The organism is Hymenobacter wooponensis (assembly GCF_004745865.1).
GTDB lineage: Bacteria > Bacteroidota > Bacteroidia > Cytophagales > Hymenobacteraceae > Hymenobacter > Hymenobacter wooponensis.
Window position 1 is genome coordinate 876,330 of record NZ_SRKZ01000001.1, and the last position, 16,647, is coordinate 892,976.

General features: G+C 53.0%; 12 protein-coding genes. 10 read left to right on the forward strand and 2 right to left on the reverse strand.

Annotated features, from left to right (window positions below; translation table 11 throughout):
* The first annotated feature begins 99 nt into the window (after positions 1–99).
* The 4 genes from EU557_RS03695 (at position 100) to EU557_RS03710 (ending at position 6,699) form a co-directional block, all read left to right on the forward strand.
* On the forward strand, positions 100–2,721 hold the full coding sequence (locus tag EU557_RS03695; RefSeq protein ID WP_135529049.1) for an ATP-dependent Clp protease ATP-binding subunit: 2,622 nt from the start codon (positions 100–102) through the stop codon (positions 2,719–2,721).
* A gap of 263 nt (positions 2,722–2,984) precedes the next feature.
* Positions 2,985–4,553, forward strand: coding sequence for an acyl-CoA carboxylase subunit beta (locus EU557_RS03700; protein ID WP_135529050.1), 1,569 nt, complete (start codon positions 2,985–2,987; stop codon positions 4,551–4,553).
* A 129-nt stretch (positions 4,554–4,682) separates the two neighbouring features.
* Positions 4,683–5,753, forward strand: a complete 1,071-nt coding sequence (locus EU557_RS03705; protein ID WP_135529051.1) for a M42 family metallopeptidase — start codon at positions 4,683–4,685, stop codon at positions 5,751–5,753.
* A gap of 136 nt (positions 5,754–5,889) precedes the next feature.
* The gene (locus EU557_RS03710) at positions 5,890–6,699 is read left to right on the forward strand and encodes an ABC transporter substrate-binding protein (RefSeq protein WP_135529052.1); all 810 of its coding nucleotides are present in this window, start codon (positions 5,890–5,892) and stop codon (positions 6,697–6,699) included.
* Between the two features lie 65 nt (positions 6,700–6,764).
* Here the strand turns inward: EU557_RS03710 and EU557_RS03715 are convergent, their stop codons facing one another.
* The gene (locus EU557_RS03715; protein WP_245326155.1) at positions 6,765–7,841 is read right to left on the reverse strand and encodes a 3-phosphoshikimate 1-carboxyvinyltransferase; all 1,077 of its coding nucleotides are present in this window, start codon (positions 7,839–7,841) and stop codon (positions 6,765–6,767) included.
* A 277-nt stretch (positions 7,842–8,118) separates the two neighbouring features.
* Complete coding sequence (gene aroB, locus EU557_RS03720) at positions 8,119–9,213, reverse strand: 3-dehydroquinate synthase (protein WP_342588219.1); 1,095 nt, start codon at positions 9,211–9,213, stop codon at positions 8,119–8,121.
* A gap of 75 nt (positions 9,214–9,288) precedes the next feature.
* Here aroB and EU557_RS03725 point away from each other — a divergent pair, with 75 nt between their 5' ends.
* From EU557_RS03725 to EU557_RS03750, 6 genes are all read left to right on the forward strand, one after another.
* A complete protein-coding gene (locus EU557_RS03725; protein ID WP_135529055.1) occupies positions 9,289–9,756 on the forward strand; it encodes a hypothetical protein in 468 nt (155 codons plus the stop codon).
* Positions 9,757–9,929: 173 nt separating this feature from the next.
* On the forward strand, positions 9,930–11,123 hold the full coding sequence (locus EU557_RS03730) for a proline dehydrogenase family protein (protein ID WP_135529056.1): 1,194 nt from the start codon (positions 9,930–9,932) through the stop codon (positions 11,121–11,123).
* 114 nt (positions 11,124–11,237) lie between these two features.
* Complete coding sequence (locus tag EU557_RS03735) at positions 11,238–11,606, forward strand: hypothetical protein (RefSeq protein WP_135529057.1); 369 nt, start codon at positions 11,238–11,240, stop codon at positions 11,604–11,606.
* Between the two features lie 193 nt (positions 11,607–11,799).
* Entirely contained in the window at positions 11,800–12,675 is an 876-nt protein-coding gene (locus tag EU557_RS26015) for a hypothetical protein (RefSeq protein ID WP_342588220.1), read from the forward strand.
* A gap of 337 nt (positions 12,676–13,012) precedes the next feature.
* A complete protein-coding gene (locus EU557_RS03745) occupies positions 13,013–15,160 on the forward strand; it encodes a carboxy terminal-processing peptidase (RefSeq protein ID WP_135529058.1) in 2,148 nt (715 codons plus the stop codon).
* A gap of 288 nt (positions 15,161–15,448) precedes the next feature.
* On the forward strand, positions 15,449–16,471 hold the full coding sequence (locus tag EU557_RS03750) for a hypothetical protein (protein WP_135529059.1): 1,023 nt from the start codon (positions 15,449–15,451) through the stop codon (positions 16,469–16,471).
* The last annotated feature ends 176 nt before the right edge of the window (positions 16,472–16,647 follow it).

The window sequence follows — 16,647 nt, forward strand, 5'->3', positions numbered from 1 at the left end:
TCGCCCGCTCCCATCTGTTTCAGATACTAGCGGCCCAATCCCCGGAATTCGCGTAAACAGCGCTTGCGGGGTTCCGTATTTCTTCACTACCTTATCTGCATGGAAGCTAAATTCTCAAATCGAGTCAAAGAGGTCATCTCTTTGAGCCGGGAAGAGGCCATCCGGCTCGGGCACGATTATATCGGTACCGAACACTTATTACTGGGCATGATTCGCGAAGGGGAAGGCACTGCCATTGGTCTGCTCAAGAAATTGGGTGTATCGGTGGAGGAGCTTAAGTATGCCCTAGAGCAAGCCACCCGTAATACGGCCACGCAAGGCACGAGCATCACGGGCTCTATCCCTCTGACGAAACAGACCGAGAAAGTTCTTAAGATCACGTACCTCGAAGCCAAAATCTTCAAGAGCGAAATTATTGGCACGGAGCATCTACTCCTGTCAATTCTGCGCGATGAAGACAATATCTCGTCTCAAATTCTCAGCAAATTCAAGGTGAACTACGAATCTGTGCGCGATTCGCTGGACTACCACGGTAACACGGCGAACAACCCCACCAACGGCCCAGAGGCCGATGATGACGACAACGACCGCCTCTTTGGAGGCTCGGCCGGCCGCGGTGGTGCGGGCGCCGGAGCTGCTCCGAAGAAAGGAGGCGAGAAATCGCGCACTCCGGTGCTCGATAACTTCGGCCGCGACCTGACCAAGCTGGCGGAAGAAGATAAGCTCGACCCCATTGTAGGCCGCGAGAAGGAGATCGAGCGCGTTGCTCAGATTCTGTCGCGCCGCAAGAAGAACAACCCTATTCTGATTGGTGAGCCTGGTGTTGGTAAAACGGCTATTGCCGAAGGCCTCGCCCTGCGCATCATCCAGAAGAAAGTATCACGTGTGCTGTTTGGCAAGCGCGTAGTTACGCTTGACCTAGCCTCGCTGGTAGCTGGTACCAAGTACCGCGGTCAGTTTGAGGAGCGCATGAAAGCCGTAATGAACGAACTGGAGAAGTCGCCCGACGTGATTCTGTTCATCGACGAGCTCCACACGATTGTGGGTGCTGGTGGTGCTTCAGGCTCGCTGGATGCTTCCAACATGTTCAAGCCCGCTCTCGCCCGCGGTGAAATTCAATGCATCGGGGCTACCACGCTGGACGAATACCGTCAGTACATCGAGAAAGATGGCGCTTTGGCCCGTCGTTTCCAGATGGTGATGGTAGATCCGACCTCACCTGAGGAGACGATTGAAATCCTGCACAACATCAAAGACAAGTATCAGGACCACCACCACGTGGTGTACACCGACAAAGCCATTGAGGCCTGCGTAAAGCTGTCGGACCGGTACATGTCTGACCGCTTCCTGCCAGACAAAGCCATCGACATTCTCGATGAGGCTGGTGCTCGTGTGCACATTAACAACATTGTGGTTCCCGAGGATATTCTCAAGCTCGAAGAGCAGATTGAGAACATCAAGACGGAGAAAAACCGCGTGGTGAAGTCGCAGAAATACGAGGAAGCTGCCAAGCTCCGCGACACGGAGAAGAAGCTTATTGATCAGCTCGACCAAGCCAAGAAGGACTGGGAAGAGGAGACCAAGAAGAAGCGCTACACCGTGAAAGAGGAAAACGTGGCAGAAGTAATTGCCATGATGACCGGCATTCCGGTAAGCCGCGTAGCTCAGAACGAAAGCCAGAAGCTGCTCAACATGGGCGAAGAGCTGCAAGGCAAAGTGATTGGGCAGGACAAGGCCATCAAGCAATTGGTGAAAGCCATCCAGCGTACTCGCGTAGGTCTGAAAGATCCGAAGAAGCCCATCGGCTCGTTCGTATTCCTCGGCCCGACTGGTGTTGGTAAGACGGAGCTGGCCAAAGTACTGGCTACTTATCTCTTCGACAAAGAAGATGCTCTCGTGCGCATCGACATGTCGGAGTATATGGAGAAGTTCAGCGTATCGCGCCTGGTGGGCGCGCCTCCCGGCTACGTGGGTTACGAAGAAGGCGGTCAGCTGACGGAGAAAATCCGCCGCAAGCCATATTCGGTTATCCTGCTCGACGAGATTGAGAAGGCTCACCCCGACGTATACAACCTGTTGTTGCAGGTGCTGGATGACGGTATCCTAACCGACGGCCTGGGCCGCAAGGTTGACTTCCGCAACACCATCATCATCATGACCTCGAACATTGGGGCACGTGACCTGCAGGACTTCGGTGCTGGTATTGGTTTCGGCACCAAGGCTCGTCAGGAGAACATGGATGAGTTGACGAAGGGCACCATCACCAACGCTCTGCGGAAAACCTTCTCGCCAGAGTTCCTCAACCGTTTGGACGACGTGATTGTCTTCAACTCCCTGGAGAAAAAAGACATCCACCGCATCATCGACATCTCGCTGTCGAAACTGCTGGGCCGTATCCAGACGCTGGGTTACCGTGTAGAGCTGACCGACGCCGCTAAGGACTTCGTAGCCGAGAAAGGGTATGATCCCAAATACGGTGCACGTCCGCTGAACCGGGCCATCCAGAAGTACATCGAGGATCCGATTGCCGAGGAAATCCTGAAGGCTGAAATCGCACAGGGTGACGTTATCACGGCTGACTACGCTGAGGGTGCTGAAGAGCTAACCTTCGCCGTAAGCAAGAGCGGTGAAACGCCTAACCTAGCCAGCGACGAGCGGCCCGAGGAAGCCCCAGAGCCAACGGACGATGAGCCGAAGGACACGAAGAAGAAAGGCGAGTAATCGTCAGTAGTTAATACAAGAGGCCGGTTTCTGTAAAGGAGCCGGCCTCTTGTACTTTTATGGTAAGGACTCTTGCCATCATCCAGTAAGTCTCGTTTATCGAGTGAGTACTTGCGCTACATCAAATGCTGGCATCTTGACGTTAAACATCGTTGCTGACGTGGACTGTGCCGCATCAGAATTCTGGTGCGGCTTTTCTTTGCGGGTGCGTTACCTTTGGCTTCCTACATAAAGCACCCACTCTGCATCCCTAAGCCCATCCAATGTCTGACTTGCACACTGACGCCCAACTGAGCAAACTCGAAATCCTCGACCGTAAAAACCAAGAAGCCTTACTGGGCGGTGGCCAAGCCCGAATTGATGCCCAGCATAAAAAAGGCAAGCTCACCGCGCGTGAGCGGATTGATTTGCTGCTCGACGAGGGCTCTTTTGAAGAGATTGGCAAGTTTGTGATGCACCGCTCCAAGGACTTTGGCTTGGATAAAGAGTATTATCTCGGCGACGGCGTAGTGACGGGCTACGGTACCGTTAATGGCCGCTTAGTGTACGTTTTCTCCCAAGACTTTACGGTATTCGGGGGCTCACTCAGTGAAACCCACGCCGAGAAGATTGTGAAGATTATGGACCTGGCCATGAAGAACGGCGCACCCGTGCTAGGCCTCAATGACTCCGGCGGAGCCCGCATTCAGGAAGGCGTAGTAAGCCTCGGTGGCTACGCGGATATCTTCTATAAAAATACGCTGGCTTCGGGAGTAGTACCGCAGTTGTCGGCCATTATGGGCCCCTGCGCCGGTGGCGCAGTATATTCTCCCGCTATCACCGACTTTATTCTGATGGTGCAGGACACGAGCTATATGTTCGTGACCGGGCCCAACGTGGTGAAGACAGTAACTCACGAGAATGTGACCAGCGAGGAGTTGGGCGGCGCCAGCACTCACTCGGCCAAAAGCGGCGTGACGCATTTTACCTGCGCTAATGAAGTGGAGTGCATCAACTACCTCAAGCGTCTGCTGAGCTACATGCCACAGAACTGCGAGGAAACTGCCCCGGCCCTTCCCTACGAGAGTGGCCTAGACGAAGCTAGGCCAGTGCTGGACTCCATTATTCCTGAGAACCCCAATCAGCCCTATGATATTCGGGAGGTAATTGAGGGAATCATTGATGCCGATAGCTTCCTGGAAGTACACCAGAACTTCGCCGAAAACATTGTGGTAGGCTTTGCCCGCTTGGGTGGCCGCAGCATTGGCATTGTAGGCAATCAGCCGGCTGTGTTGGCTGGCGTGCTCGATATTAATGCCAGCACCAAAGCTGCTCGCTTCGTGCGCTTCTGCGACTCGTTTAATATTCCGCTGCTGGTGCTAGAAGACGTACCCGGCTTCTTGCCCGGCACCGACCAGGAGTGGCGTGGCATTATTACCAATGGTGCCAAGCTGCTCTACGCCTTCTGTGAGGCTACTGTACCGCGCATTACGGTTATCACCCGCAAAGCCTACGGCGGGGCCTATGACGTGATGAACTCCAAGCACATTGGGGCCGACATGAACTACGCCTGGCCTACAGCTGAAATTGCTGTAATGGGTGCTAAGGGCGCGGCCGAAATCATCTTCAAGCGTGAAATTGCCCAGGCCGAAGACCCCGAGGCAAAGCTGCAGGAGAAAGTAGATGAGTACCAGCAGAAGTTTGCTACGCCTTATCGGGCGGCTCATCGTGGTTTCGTGGATGAGGTAATTCTGCCTTCTCAGACTCGGCATAAGCTGATTCGTGCCTTCAAAATGCTGGAGAACAAAGTAGACACACTCCCTCGTAAGAAGCACGGAAACATCCCGCTCTAAAGTCTATAGCCTGCTAAGTTGACAACAGGCATGTATCTACATTTATTTTGGCGTAACTTCTTGCCTTGCGCACGCTTGTTGCTAGCTGTTGTTTTACCCAACGCCTGTCACTAAAAATTCGCACGTCTAATGCGTCAAGAGAGCTTCGACTTCCTCCAGAAATACTTGAATAACCCCTCTCCTACTGGCTTCGAAAAAGAAGGTCAGCAGTTGTGGCTGGAATACATCAAGCCGTATATCGACGAGTATTTCGTAGATACCTATGGCACCGTGGTGGGCGTTATCAACCCAGAAGCTCAGTACAAAGTGGTGATTGAAGCTCACGCTGATGAAATCAGCTACTTCGTCAATTACATCACTAAAGAGGGCTACCTCTATCTGCGCAAGAACGGGGGCTCCGACCCATTGGTAGCACCCAGCAAACGGGTGAACCTACACACGACAAAAGGCATCGTGAAAGCGGTATTTGGCTGGCCTGCCATTCACGTGCGTAAGGTGGAGCAGGACAAAGCCCCAACCATTGAAACCGTTTTCCTCGACTGCGGCGCATCTTCCAAGGAGGAGGTAGAGGAAATGGGAATTCACGTGGGCACTGTGGTGACGTTTGAGGACGAGTTCACCGTGCTCAACGACAAGTTTTACGTGGGCCGGGCTCTTGACAACCGCATTGGCGGCTTCATGATTGCGGAAGTAGCCCGCATGCTGAAGGAGAACGATAAGAAGCTGCCTTTCGGCCTCTACATTGTGAATGCCGTGCAGGAAGAGATAGGCCTACGCGGCGCCGAAATGATTGCCCACCGTATTAAGCCTGATGTAGCCATCATCACAGACGTGACCCACGATACACAGTCGCCGATGTATGAGAAGAAAACGTCGGGGGATATTTTCTGCGGCAAGGGTCCGGTTATCACTTACGGCCCGGCGGTGCAGAACAACCTGCGTGACCTGATCATTGAAACTGCCCAGCAAACGGAGGTTCCCTTCCAGCGGGCAGCGGCCACTCGGGCCACTGGCACGGACACCGATGCGTTTGCCTACTCTAATGCTGGCGTAGCTTCTGCCCTGATTTCGCTGCCGCTTAAGTATATGCACACCACCGTTGAAACGGTGCACAAAGACGACGTGGACAGCGTAACGAAGCTCATCTACGAAACGCTACTGCGCATTGAAGACGGCCACGATTTCCGGTACTTCAGCTAGGCCACATTACTGGTCTTAAGTCCTGCGAAGGATCTTGTTGCACTTGATTGGGGCTTGCAAGGCCAGTCTTTCAAGTACGGCAAGATCCTTCTCTCTTTAGAAGAGTAGTGCTTCTAACTGTTCCCATCTTATCATTATGCTTCTTCCTCCCTTACCCAGTCTGCCACTTACCGTCACCGATCAAATGGGCCGGCGAGTGGCCGTGCCGTTTCCTCCGCGGCGGATTGTGTCGCTGGTACCTTCCCAGACGGAGCTACTCTACGATCTAGGCCTAGGCGACCGGGTAGTGGGCGTGACGAAGTTCTGCGTTCACCCGGCTCATGCCCGCGAAAAAGCTACTGTTATCGGGGGCACGAAGAACTTTCATCTGGAGAAAATCGAGGAGCTACAGCCAGACCTTATCATTGGAAACAAAGAAGAAAACTACCAAGAGGGCATTGAGCAACTGGCCACCAAGTACCCAGTCTGGATGAGTGACATCACTACGCTGGATGAATCACTGGATATGATTCGTCGCGTAGGCCTGCTCACGAGCCGGAAAGAGCAAGCCGATGCCCTGGCCAGTGAGATTCAAACGTCACTGGCAGCATTGCCACCGGCAGCAGAGTTGAAAACAGCCGCTTATTTCATCTGGCGCAAACCCTACATGGTAGCTGCCAATGGTACTTTCATTGATGATTTGCTGGCGCGGGCTGGTTTTCAAAATGCCTTCGGCCAACTTAGTCGCTATCCTGAAATTAGCGCAGATCAACTGCGGGCGGCGGCTCCGCAACAGATTTTATTGTCCTCGGAGCCGTACCCCTTCAGTGAAAAGCACCTCGCCGAGTTCCAGGAGCTTTGCCCAGCATCTGAGATTCGGATTGTAGATGGAGAGCTGTTTAGCTGGTACGGCAGCCGCCTGCGCCATACCGCGTCGTATTTCCAAAGGCTCAGGCAGCAGCCTTAAAAGTAAAAGCCCCTACCATGCGTGGTCAGGGACTTTTACTTTGATAATTTGATAAAGTGTTGCGCTTACAAACTGAATCCTACCTTCTCTAGCTCTGACCAGAACTGCGGGTATGATTTGCGCACAACCTGAGGAGCCTCAATAGTCAGAGGGCCACGCATAGCTAGCGGGGCAAAGGCCATGGCCATGCGGTGGTCATGGTAGGTGGCTACAGATTGACCTGACACCTGGAAGCCCTCGGATGAAGCCCGGAAATGGCCTTCTCCTTCATCAGTAAGCGAGCCGCCAAACTTGGCTAGCTCCTGCTGCAAGGCCGCAATGCGGTCAGTTTCCTTGATGCGCAGGCTTTCTAGGCCAGTCATCACTACGGGCACACCCAGGGCAGCAGCCACTACAGCTACAGTCTGGGCCAGATCAGGGCAATCAGTAAAGTCCTGGGTAAACTCCTGGGTCTTTCCGGTCTGGGTTAGCCGTACTGCCTCACCTGCGAGAAACTCTGTGTTCACCCCCAGCTTCTCCATGATGCCTACAATGGCCTGGTCGCCCTGCCAGGAGTGGCGGCGCAGATCGGGCAGCGTGATGTGTGAACCCGCAGGGGCCAGAGCTACCAGGGCATACCAATAGCTAGCCGCCGACCAGTCGCCTTCCACCGTGTAGTCGGTGGGCTGGTAGGCCTGGGGGCGTACTTCCAGCACCTCACCTAAGTCGCGGCACTGCGCACCAAAGTGTTGCATGAGTGCCTGCGTCATGCGGATATAAGGGCGTGAGCCAACTTTACCCGTCAGCCAGATGCGTAGGCCACTCGCCAGCATTGGGCCCACCATCAGGAGGGCCGAAATGTACTGGCTGCTAATGTCACCACGTACGGTAAGCTCGGTGAACTCGTCGGTGGCGGGCTGCGGTGTGCGCCCTAGTAAGCGCAGAGGCGGGTATCCCTCCTGGCCAAGGTACTCAATGCGGGCACCCAGTTCTTGCAGAGCATCAACCAAGATGCCAATTGGCCGCTCCTTCATACGGGCGGTGCCGGTAAGCTCCGTCTGGCGGCCCGTCATGGCGAGGTAAGCCGTCAGGAAGCGCATGACGGTGCCAGCATCTTCCGCATCGAAGGCAGGAGCTTCGGGGTTAGCTAGCAGCCGCTGCATGAGCTGCGTATCGTTCGCATCAGAGAGGTTGTCGAGCTGTCCACCGCCCGCTAACGCCCGGATAATTAAAGCGCGGTTGCTTTCACTCTTAGAGGCAGGAAGCTGGGCCGTTCCGCGGAGCGGCTCCCCGGTCCAGGAAAGAGAAATTGACGTGTTGATGGCACTTGTATTTATGGTTCAGACTAGAAGCTCCGAACCTTATGAGAAATGAAATGGAATTTGGTAGTATCCTTCAGCTTAGCCGGAAGCAAGTGTGCAGCTTCCAAGTGGCCTAGAGTTACAACCGATGGTAGTACCGCAACGACTCAGCTATTTCAGCTACCGTTACTGGCTGGTCGTACACGGCTCGGCCGATGGCCTCAAGCAGTGTGCAGTTGATGATGGAGCCCGCGTTTTTCTTGTCTTGCCGTGCAAGATCCGCAATGGCGTCGGTTTCAAGCGTGACAAACTGCACCTTGTCGTAGATCGAAAACAGGAAGGTTTCAATCTTATCTAGCTCTTCGGGGCTGAGCAGGCCTTTTTGGTGGCTGAGCCAGGCTTCGCAGACCATACCAGCAGCCACGGCTTCGCCGTGCAGAATCTCCCGCCCCGGCTGCAACAACAAGTAGCTTTCGAGGGCATGCCCTACGGTATGCCCAAAGTTCAGGACCTTGCGTAGGCCACTCTCTAAAGGATCTTGCTCTACAATGCGTTGCTTCAGGGCTACCGACTCGCGAATAATAGGCGTCCAGTCCTCCACAAACATGCCCTGCTGCCGCTGTTCGGCAAAAGCTGTGGCGTCGGCTATCAGCCAGTGCTTGACCACCTCCGCGTAGCCCGATTTCAGTTGCCGTGGGTCGAGAGTTTCCAGGAAACGCGGTTCGATACACACGGCAGCTGGCTCCTGAAATACGCCTAAGTGGTTTTTAAAGCCCAGAAAATCTACACCGGTTTTGCCGCCCACACTCGCATCTACCTGGGCCAGCAAGGTGGTAGGCACCTGCACAAAGCGAATACCACGCTTATACAGCGCCGCGCAAAAGCCCCCCAAATCGGTTACTACTCCCCCTCCCAAATTAAGCAGCAGCGCATAGCGGTCGGCGCGTTGCTCCGTCAGCTGGTTCCACACGGTTTCGCAGGTGGCTAGGGTCTTGTATTCCTCTCCCGCGGCAATCTCGATGAGGGTATGTTCAGCCGGCAGATGCGGTTTTAGCATGGGGTAACACTGGCGGGCAGTATTGGAGTCTGCCAACACCCAAACCTGGCTTACGGCTGGCCTACGTGCCATTTCTGCCAAGGCAGGAAGTGCTTCTGGCCCTATATAGAGAGAGTTATTCAAGGCGACAGTTATTATTTCAAGATTTACTCTACCAATGAGTGGAAAATCAAGCAAAAATAGCTTGCTTTGATGCAACTATTCTATGCTTTACCTACTCATAGTACTGCAACTTAACCTCTATTCTATAATATGTGCTCCGTCGTTCGTCGTGTAATGCTCACGCTCGGCTCTGGAATTATGCTTTTTACTAGTGCATGCAGTCGTGATTCGCTGCCCACTGCCGAAGAACAATTAGTTGGCCGCTGGGAGTGGGTTGAAAGCACTGGGGAAGCTACCACGAGCGTTACCCCGGCCTCTACAGGCCATCAGGTATGGGTTGATTTTGACCGCCGGGGGCGGGCGCGCTTTTATGAGGATGGTTCGTTGCGCAGTGCTGCCGCCTTTTCGGTCCGTCGTGCTATGCACCGGGCTGGGCATAAGCACTCGTTTCGCCACATGATTATCTATCGGGGATACCAGAGCAACCAATTTTACTCTGTGCAGGGTAACCGCTTGCTTATGGAAGATGCCTCGGGTAAGACTGGCGCGCACATCTACCGCCGTTCTAGCCGCTCTTCAGAAGCGCAAGTAGCTGCGGCCAAACTCACGGAACAATAGCACTGCGCTGGCAGTCGCAGCTGAACTGCTGCTACAGACTTTAAGAGGCCTAGGGAACAGGCAAGCTACCAGAAAAGACCTAGCAGGCAGGGTAACTATCCCCGCCGAAACGGTGTTTTACGGCTATCTTCGCACCGCGAAACTCACCCATTCCGCGCTCAACCTACCACCCGATGTCTGTAACCCACGTCCCGCAGCTGTCCTTCGACGACACCGCTGTTGCCTTTGCGGCTAAATCTGATGGCGAACTGCGCAAAATGTACGCGCTTTTCGCGGCCATGAACAACAACTCGCTGGTTAAAACTGGCGGCGGGTTGATGAAAACGGCGCTTAAGTGGAGCCTGCCGGGCACCAAGTTCCTGATCAAAAAGTCCATATTTGAGCAGTTTTGTGGCGGCGAGACTATTCAGGAATGCCTGCCGGTTATTCAGGAGCTTGGCCGTTACGGTATTGGTACCATCCTCGATTATTCTGTAGAGGGCGAAGGCAGCGACAAGAGCTTCGACGATACTACTACCGAGATTCTGGCTACGCTGGACATGGCGCACCGTTCTCAGCACATTCCGTTCTCGGTATTCAAAGTTACTGGCCTAGCCGACAGCAAGATTCTGGAGAAGGTACAGGCTGGCACAGCACTTTCTCAAGTGGAACAGGCCAGCTTTGAGCGCAGTAAGAAGCGGATTAACGCCATTTGCGCACGGGCCCATCAATATGGCGTGCGGGTATTCGTCGACGCTGAGGAGAGCTGGTTCCAGGAAACTATTGATCAGCTCACCTATGAGATGATGCAGCGCTATAACCGTGAGTCGGCCATCGTCTGGAATACCTACCAGCTCTACCGCCAAGATCGTCTCGACGCTATCAAGACAGCGTATGATGCTGCAGTGAAGGGTGGCTATTTCTTGGGTGGCAAGTTGGTACGAGGAGCCTACATGGAAAAAGAGGCCCGCGTAGCCCAGCAGCAGGGTCGAAGCAACCCCATTAACCCTACTAAGCAGGCAACTGACGATCTATATAATGAGTCGTTGCGCTTCTGCGTGGAGCATGCCGACCATATCAGCATCTGCGCCGGTACGCATAATGAGGCCAGCTCCTTATTGCTCACTGAGCTTATGCATGAGAAGGGCCTGCAGCCCAACGATCAGCGCATTTGGTTTGCCCAGCTGTATGGTATGAGTGATAACCTCACTTATAACTTGGCTAATGCTGGCTATAATACGGCTAAGTACGTGCCCTATGGCCCCGTAGAGGCCGTTATGCCCTACCTGCTGCGCCGAGCTGATGAGAACACAGCTATTGCGGGCCAAACCAGCCGGGAGTTTCTACTTATTCAAAAAGAAATGAACCGCCGGAAGCGTCGGAAATAGTGTTTTGCCTTTAACGGCATAATTTTGGTTAGCGGCCGCCCGTCCATTCAATTCACTCTTGATTGGACGGGCGCTTTTTTTTGGTAGATTCCGCTCCCCTATTCCATTTTGCTCATGATCGGCCGAGTACGCAGCCATTTAATCCGCTTTGCCCGCACCCAGGTGGGCACCACTAGCTACCTCAACTTGGTGCAGGAAGCTGAACTAGGCCTGAACCTGGATATATCTCACGAAAAAGCTGGCCTGAATGAGCTTCTAGCAGAAATCTCTGAGAACGAATTTCGGGCTGGTCGTCCCATTATTAGCTGCTTAGTGAAAGTAGAGGGCTCTAAAGGACAAGGCGACAATTTTTATAAACTGTGTGAACGGCTAGGCCTAGGTGAATGGCGCAGCTTAAAACAGCAAGAAGACTTTTTAAAGGAGCTTCGCAAAGAATGTCGAGCTTTCTGGCAGAACGAAGATAATTTTAAGCAATTCGCCTGATTTTTAACTATTTACGTTGGCTGTAAGTGGCCTAGTAAAAGAAGAGTAGAGAGAGGAAGAGCTAAATTTTATGTAACCCTGTTAAGCTCCTCCCGTTAAGCTATCCTGAAACCGCTGTTGTACTTTCCTTTCCAAAAGTTGTACAACGGCAGGTGGTTACTCTCTCCTATTCATTCATTTTACTTCCCACCTCATGAACACCAACGATTCAATCAACCCCACGAATAGCGGTACAGGTTCAGGCGCAAACTATGGTACTGGCTCGGCTGGTGCCGGCTATGGCACCGGTAGCGAAAGCAACTCTAGCGGTAACATGGGCAACTCTGCTTCTGGCGACTCTAGCGTAAGCGGAGCAACCACTGGTAGCTCTAACTACCCACTGACTAACTCAGGCGATACCAATCCTCACCACGACCACGATGCTACTGCTAAAGGTGCTGCCATTGCAGGCACCGCTGGTGCAGTAGTAGGTGCTGGTGTTGATGCCGTACAGAACGCCGCTGGCGACGCTGGCCGTGCTGTAACTGGTAGCAACACATCTTATGGCTCGGGTTCGGGCTCAACTACCTACGGTACTTTCCGTGACCGTGACAGCGCTGAGCGTGCTTACCAATCGCTTTCATCGCGTGGTTACTCGAAAGACGATGTAAACGTGCTGATGTCGGATGATACGCGCAAGCGTCATTTCGGTGACAACACTCCTGACACCGATCTGGGCGACAAAGCTATGGAAGGTGCTGGTGTAGGTTCCGCTATAGGTGGTACTGCTGGTGCCGTAATTGGTGCTATTGCTGCTATCGGTACTTCAGTAGCTCTGCCAGGCCTAGGCCTCGTAATTGCTGGTCCTATCGCTGCCGCTCTGGCTGGCGCTGGTGCTGGTGGTCTGACGGGTGGCCTAGTAGGTGCCCTAGTAGGCTCGGGTATTCCTGAAGAGCACGCCGCTGAGTACGAAAGCGACATCAAAGGTGGCAACATCGTGATGGGTGTAAAGCACCGCAGCGATGAGGATGCCCGCTACTTTGAAGACGAGTTCCGTCGCAACAACGGCGACAAAGTACGTCGCTACTAAGTAGTAACAACTGTTCTGCTTATAAAGGCCCTTCCCTTCCGGGGGAAGGGCCTTTATTTTTGTATAGTGTTTTTTGTATGACCCTTCATGGAGTACTCACTTTTTAGGTGCTTCTTTGTTTTAGGCAGGTAAATTGCACTTGTCAACTACCTCTAGTCAGTTGGTGGCAACGGGGCTGGCTAAACTTCTTTCTTATTTTGACCTGCACTCTGGAGTTGGGCACTTATTTATTGCTTCCGAGCGTTTTTAGGTACAACTAGCCCCGATTAGAGCGCGTAAAGCGCTAGTAGGCTTCTAGCGTACCATTGACTTTCCTTCATTTCATTACCGACTTTTCATGTCTTCCACTCGAATTAAGATAGGCCTATATGCCTCGGTGCTGCTGGCAGTGTTCGTGCTGGCGTCCTATAAGCTGTATCAGCGAAATGATGCGCGCACCCCGCAAAAAGACGAGGTACTTATTAAGGCTATGCTGCAGGGCTTGAGCGCCGCCCACTACCAGCCTGAAAAGATCGATGATGCTTTTTCGAAGCGGGTATTCGATTTATACCTCAAGCGCCTCGATTCCAGCAAAAAGTTCTTGCTGCAGTCTGATGTGGATCAGCTGCGCAAGTACCAAAGCGATATTGATAACGAAGTGCTCCGCGGCACCCACGAGTTTCTGGACCTGAGCACCCAGCTCATGGATCAGCGCGTGAAGGATGTGCAGACGCTTTACCACGATATTTTGGCCAAACCTTTCGACTTCACCACCGAGGAGACGTTCGAAACTGAGCCTGACAAGACCACCTTCCCAGCCAATGCTGCTGCCCAACGCGAAGAGTGGCGCAAGTTTCTGAAGTATCAGACAATGGTACGCGTATCAGAAATGATGGACGAGCAGACTAAGAAGAAAGACAAGCCATTGGCTTCTACTTCGGCCACTCCTTCTTCTACAACTACTTCGGAGCCTGTACGCACGCCTGAGCAGATGGAAGCTGAGGCCCGTAAGCGTGTACAGAAGTACTTCGATGATTACTTCCGCGACTTGCAGCAGACTGATGCCAACGACCGTTTGGCCACGTACGCAAACACCATTGCAAATACCTACGACCCTCACACGGAGTACTTTGCTCCGCGCGATAAAGAAACGTTTGATGTAGCCATGACTGGCCGCTTCGAGGGTATTGGCGCTTCGTTACAGGAAAAGGATGGTCAGATTAAGGTGTCCGACATCATTCCGGGTAGTGCCTCTTACCGTCAGGGCGAGTTGAAAGCTGGCGACATCATTCTGCGGGTTGCACAAGGCGCTGCTGAGCCAGTTTCTATTGAAGGCATGCGCCTTGATAAGGCTGTTACGCTGATCAAAGGCAAAAAAGGCACGGAGGTTCGTCTTACTGTAAAGAAGCCCGATGCTAGCACCAAGATCATCTCCATCATTCGTGATGTGGTGGTTATCGAGGAAACGTTTGCTCAATCGGCTACTATAAACGACGGCGGCAAGAAGATTGGGTATATCAAGTTGCCTTCCTTCTATGCTGATTTCAACGACAACGGGGGCCGTAGCTCGGCTGCTGATGTGAAGAAAGAACTGGAAAAGCTGAAGCAAGAAAACGTGCAAGGCATTGTGCTTGACCTACGCTTTAATGGCGGCGGTTCTCTGCAGGATGCAGTAGAAATGGCTGGCTTATTCATTGAAAACGGCCCTGTTGTACAGGTGCGCGGCGGCCAGGGTGCTGCTAGCGTTTACAATGACAAAGACCCACGCGTGCAGTATGGTGGCCCACTTGTACTGCTAGTAAATAAGTACAGCGCGTCTGCTTCTGAGATCCTGGCCGCTGCTATGCAGGACTACAAGCGTGGTGTTATCATGGGCTCAGCCAGCACGTATGGCAAAGGCACCGTGCAGCGCGTTTTTGACCTGGATGACGCAATGCCAGCTGAGTTTAACAGCATCAAGCCCTTCGGCTCGCTGAAGCTGACTACTCAGAAGTTCTACCGCATCAACGGTGGTTCTACTCAGTTCAAAGGCGTGATTCCGGACATTGTACTGCCCGACGCGTATAGCTACCTCGACCAAGGCGAGAAAGAGTCGGACTACCCATTGAAGTGGGACGAAATCAGCCCTGCTCGTTACAGCGCTTGGAAATCTGCTCCGGCCATTGATAAGCTGAAGCAATCTAGCTCGGCTCGCGTAGCCGCTAGCCCTAGCTTCAAGCAACTATCGGGCATGGTACAGCGGATGGTGAAGCGTAAGGACGACACGAAAGTGTCGCTGAAGCTGGCTTCTTACCGCGTTGAGCAGCAGCAAGCCAAAGTTGAGTCTGACAAGTACGAAGCTATCCAGAATGCAGCTCCAGCTATGGCCATTGCCCCACTTGCAATTGACCTGCGCGCTCAGGGTGCTGACACCATTAAAGTGAATCGTGCTTCGCGCTTCACTAAGCCTCTGAAGAAAGACATCACGCTGCGTGAAGCAGTAGCCGTGTTGAAAGACCAGATCTAAGCTCTAGACCAGTAGGCCACTCTTCAAGCCCCTTGCACTACCGTGCAAGGGGCTTTTTTGTGCCCCCTGCCTTTGTGATATAAGATTATCACAGTGTATTTGCTTAACAAATTTCAGCCATTTAAATTAGCAAATAGACACCAACAACAACATGATATCACTCCACTATTAAATTTTATAATCAATTGGTATTCAGTATTTTAAAATACCAAATTAATTGTCAAAAACATTAGCAAATAAGAACTCAAACCAGCTCATACCTGTTTACTTAGCATGACGACGATGAACATGGAAACTCCAATCATTCCTCTCGTAACAGAGGAGCAGAAGCAGGCTGAGGAAACGTGGCGCAAATCCATTCCGGCCCAGGTGTTCCTTAACTACTTCTTTGCTATTAACTACCACATTCAGCAAGGCGACGACGCGCTGGGTGGCCTGCAGCATCTCCCCTTCTTCCGGGCTCACCAGGCAGAGCTAGTGGAAGCCGATGAGCAGGCCATTGCTAAGTTGCTGCACGCGTGCTGGAGCACTGAGTACGCCTTGCGTGCAACGGCAGAGTTGGGTGATGAAGACTACCTGCGCAATGCCTTGCACTGGACGTTCCCTCAGGCTTATCATACCATCATGGCTGGCCTACAGGCTTTCCTGTACACGGCTGGCGTGCGGAGTAACAATCCATCCCTGATCCGCCGCGAGGTGGGCCGCTTGGTAGTGCGCAATGCGTATCCTAGGCCAGTATCGTTCTACGCTGCTGGTACTTACGGCGACTTTAGCATTCACCGGTTGCCGCTCGCTGGCTACAAGGCTGGGCTGCACATTGCCGGTAAGGAGATTGATGCCCAAGCTCAGATTGGTCAGTTCTTGCGTACCACGCGCAAGATGAAGGCCCAGTGGACGCGTCAGCAGGTGCAAGCTAACCCTAACACCGCGCTCCGCAGCCAGAAGACTGGCAAGGTGCTGGACAAGTGGACGGCATCACACTGGCAGCAGATTACGTGGCGCTTAGGCTATACCACTGTTTTCGACTTGCTGGGCCGCCTGCAGATTTCGCAGACTAGCCGCGAGATTGAGCGTTACGTAGAGGCTGAAATTGACTTCAAACTCTTCCATCAGTCGCTGCTCAATATTGTGAGCTACCTCAACGGCATCCACGAAACGTACGTGGCTAAGGCCATGGGTCTAGAGCGGTATCAGAAGATGGTAGCCGAACTGCCGAAGCACTTGCAGCACTCCTTTGTGGAAGAGCGCCTGCACTCGCGCATCGAGCCCATCCTGCTGGATCAGGAGCCCACAATGCGTGTGGCTGCCTAAGCGGCCCTAACCGATCTTTTGTAGTCTTACTCCATATATACCAAAGCGCCGCCCTAGTAGGGCGGCGCTTTTTGCTTGTAGGACACCCAACTATCTATCAATTCGCCGGTTTATGCAAATAAGTGTTCCGGCCGCGCTATTTTTGCAGCTTGACTTTTCCGGCCCCTCGTGGGCCT

What these genes read in the sequence shown, in the direction of transcription:
- EU557_RS03695 (WP_135529049.1), top strand. Translation starts at nt 100, where the DNA reads ATGGAAGCTAAATTCTCAAATCGAGTCAAAGAGGTCATCTCTTTGAGC.
- EU557_RS03700 (WP_135529050.1), top strand. Translation starts at nt 2,985, where the DNA reads ATGTCTGACTTGCACACTGACGCCCAACTGAGCAAACTCGAAATCCTC.
- EU557_RS03705 (WP_135529051.1), top strand. Translation starts at nt 4,683, where the DNA reads ATGCGTCAAGAGAGCTTCGACTTCCTCCAGAAATACTTGAATAACCCC.
- EU557_RS03710 (WP_135529052.1), top strand. Translation starts at nt 5,890, where the DNA reads ATGCTTCTTCCTCCCTTACCCAGTCTGCCACTTACCGTCACCGATCAA.
- EU557_RS03715 (WP_245326155.1), bottom strand. Translation starts at nt 7,841, where the DNA reads ATGCAGCGGCTGCTAGCTAACCCCGAAGCTCCTGCCTTCGATGCGGAA.
- EU557_RS03725 (WP_135529055.1), top strand. Translation starts at nt 9,289, where the DNA reads ATGTGCTCCGTCGTTCGTCGTGTAATGCTCACGCTCGGCTCTGGAATT.
- EU557_RS03730 (WP_135529056.1), top strand. Translation starts at nt 9,930, where the DNA reads ATGTCTGTAACCCACGTCCCGCAGCTGTCCTTCGACGACACCGCTGTT.
- EU557_RS03735 (WP_135529057.1), top strand. Translation starts at nt 11,238, where the DNA reads ATGATCGGCCGAGTACGCAGCCATTTAATCCGCTTTGCCCGCACCCAG.
- EU557_RS26015 (WP_342588220.1), top strand. Translation starts at nt 11,800, where the DNA reads ATGAACACCAACGATTCAATCAACCCCACGAATAGCGGTACAGGTTCA.
- EU557_RS03745 (WP_135529058.1), top strand. Translation starts at nt 13,013, where the DNA reads ATGTCTTCCACTCGAATTAAGATAGGCCTATATGCCTCGGTGCTGCTG.
- EU557_RS03750 (WP_135529059.1), top strand. Translation starts at nt 15,449, where the DNA reads ATGGAAACTCCAATCATTCCTCTCGTAACAGAGGAGCAGAAGCAGGCT.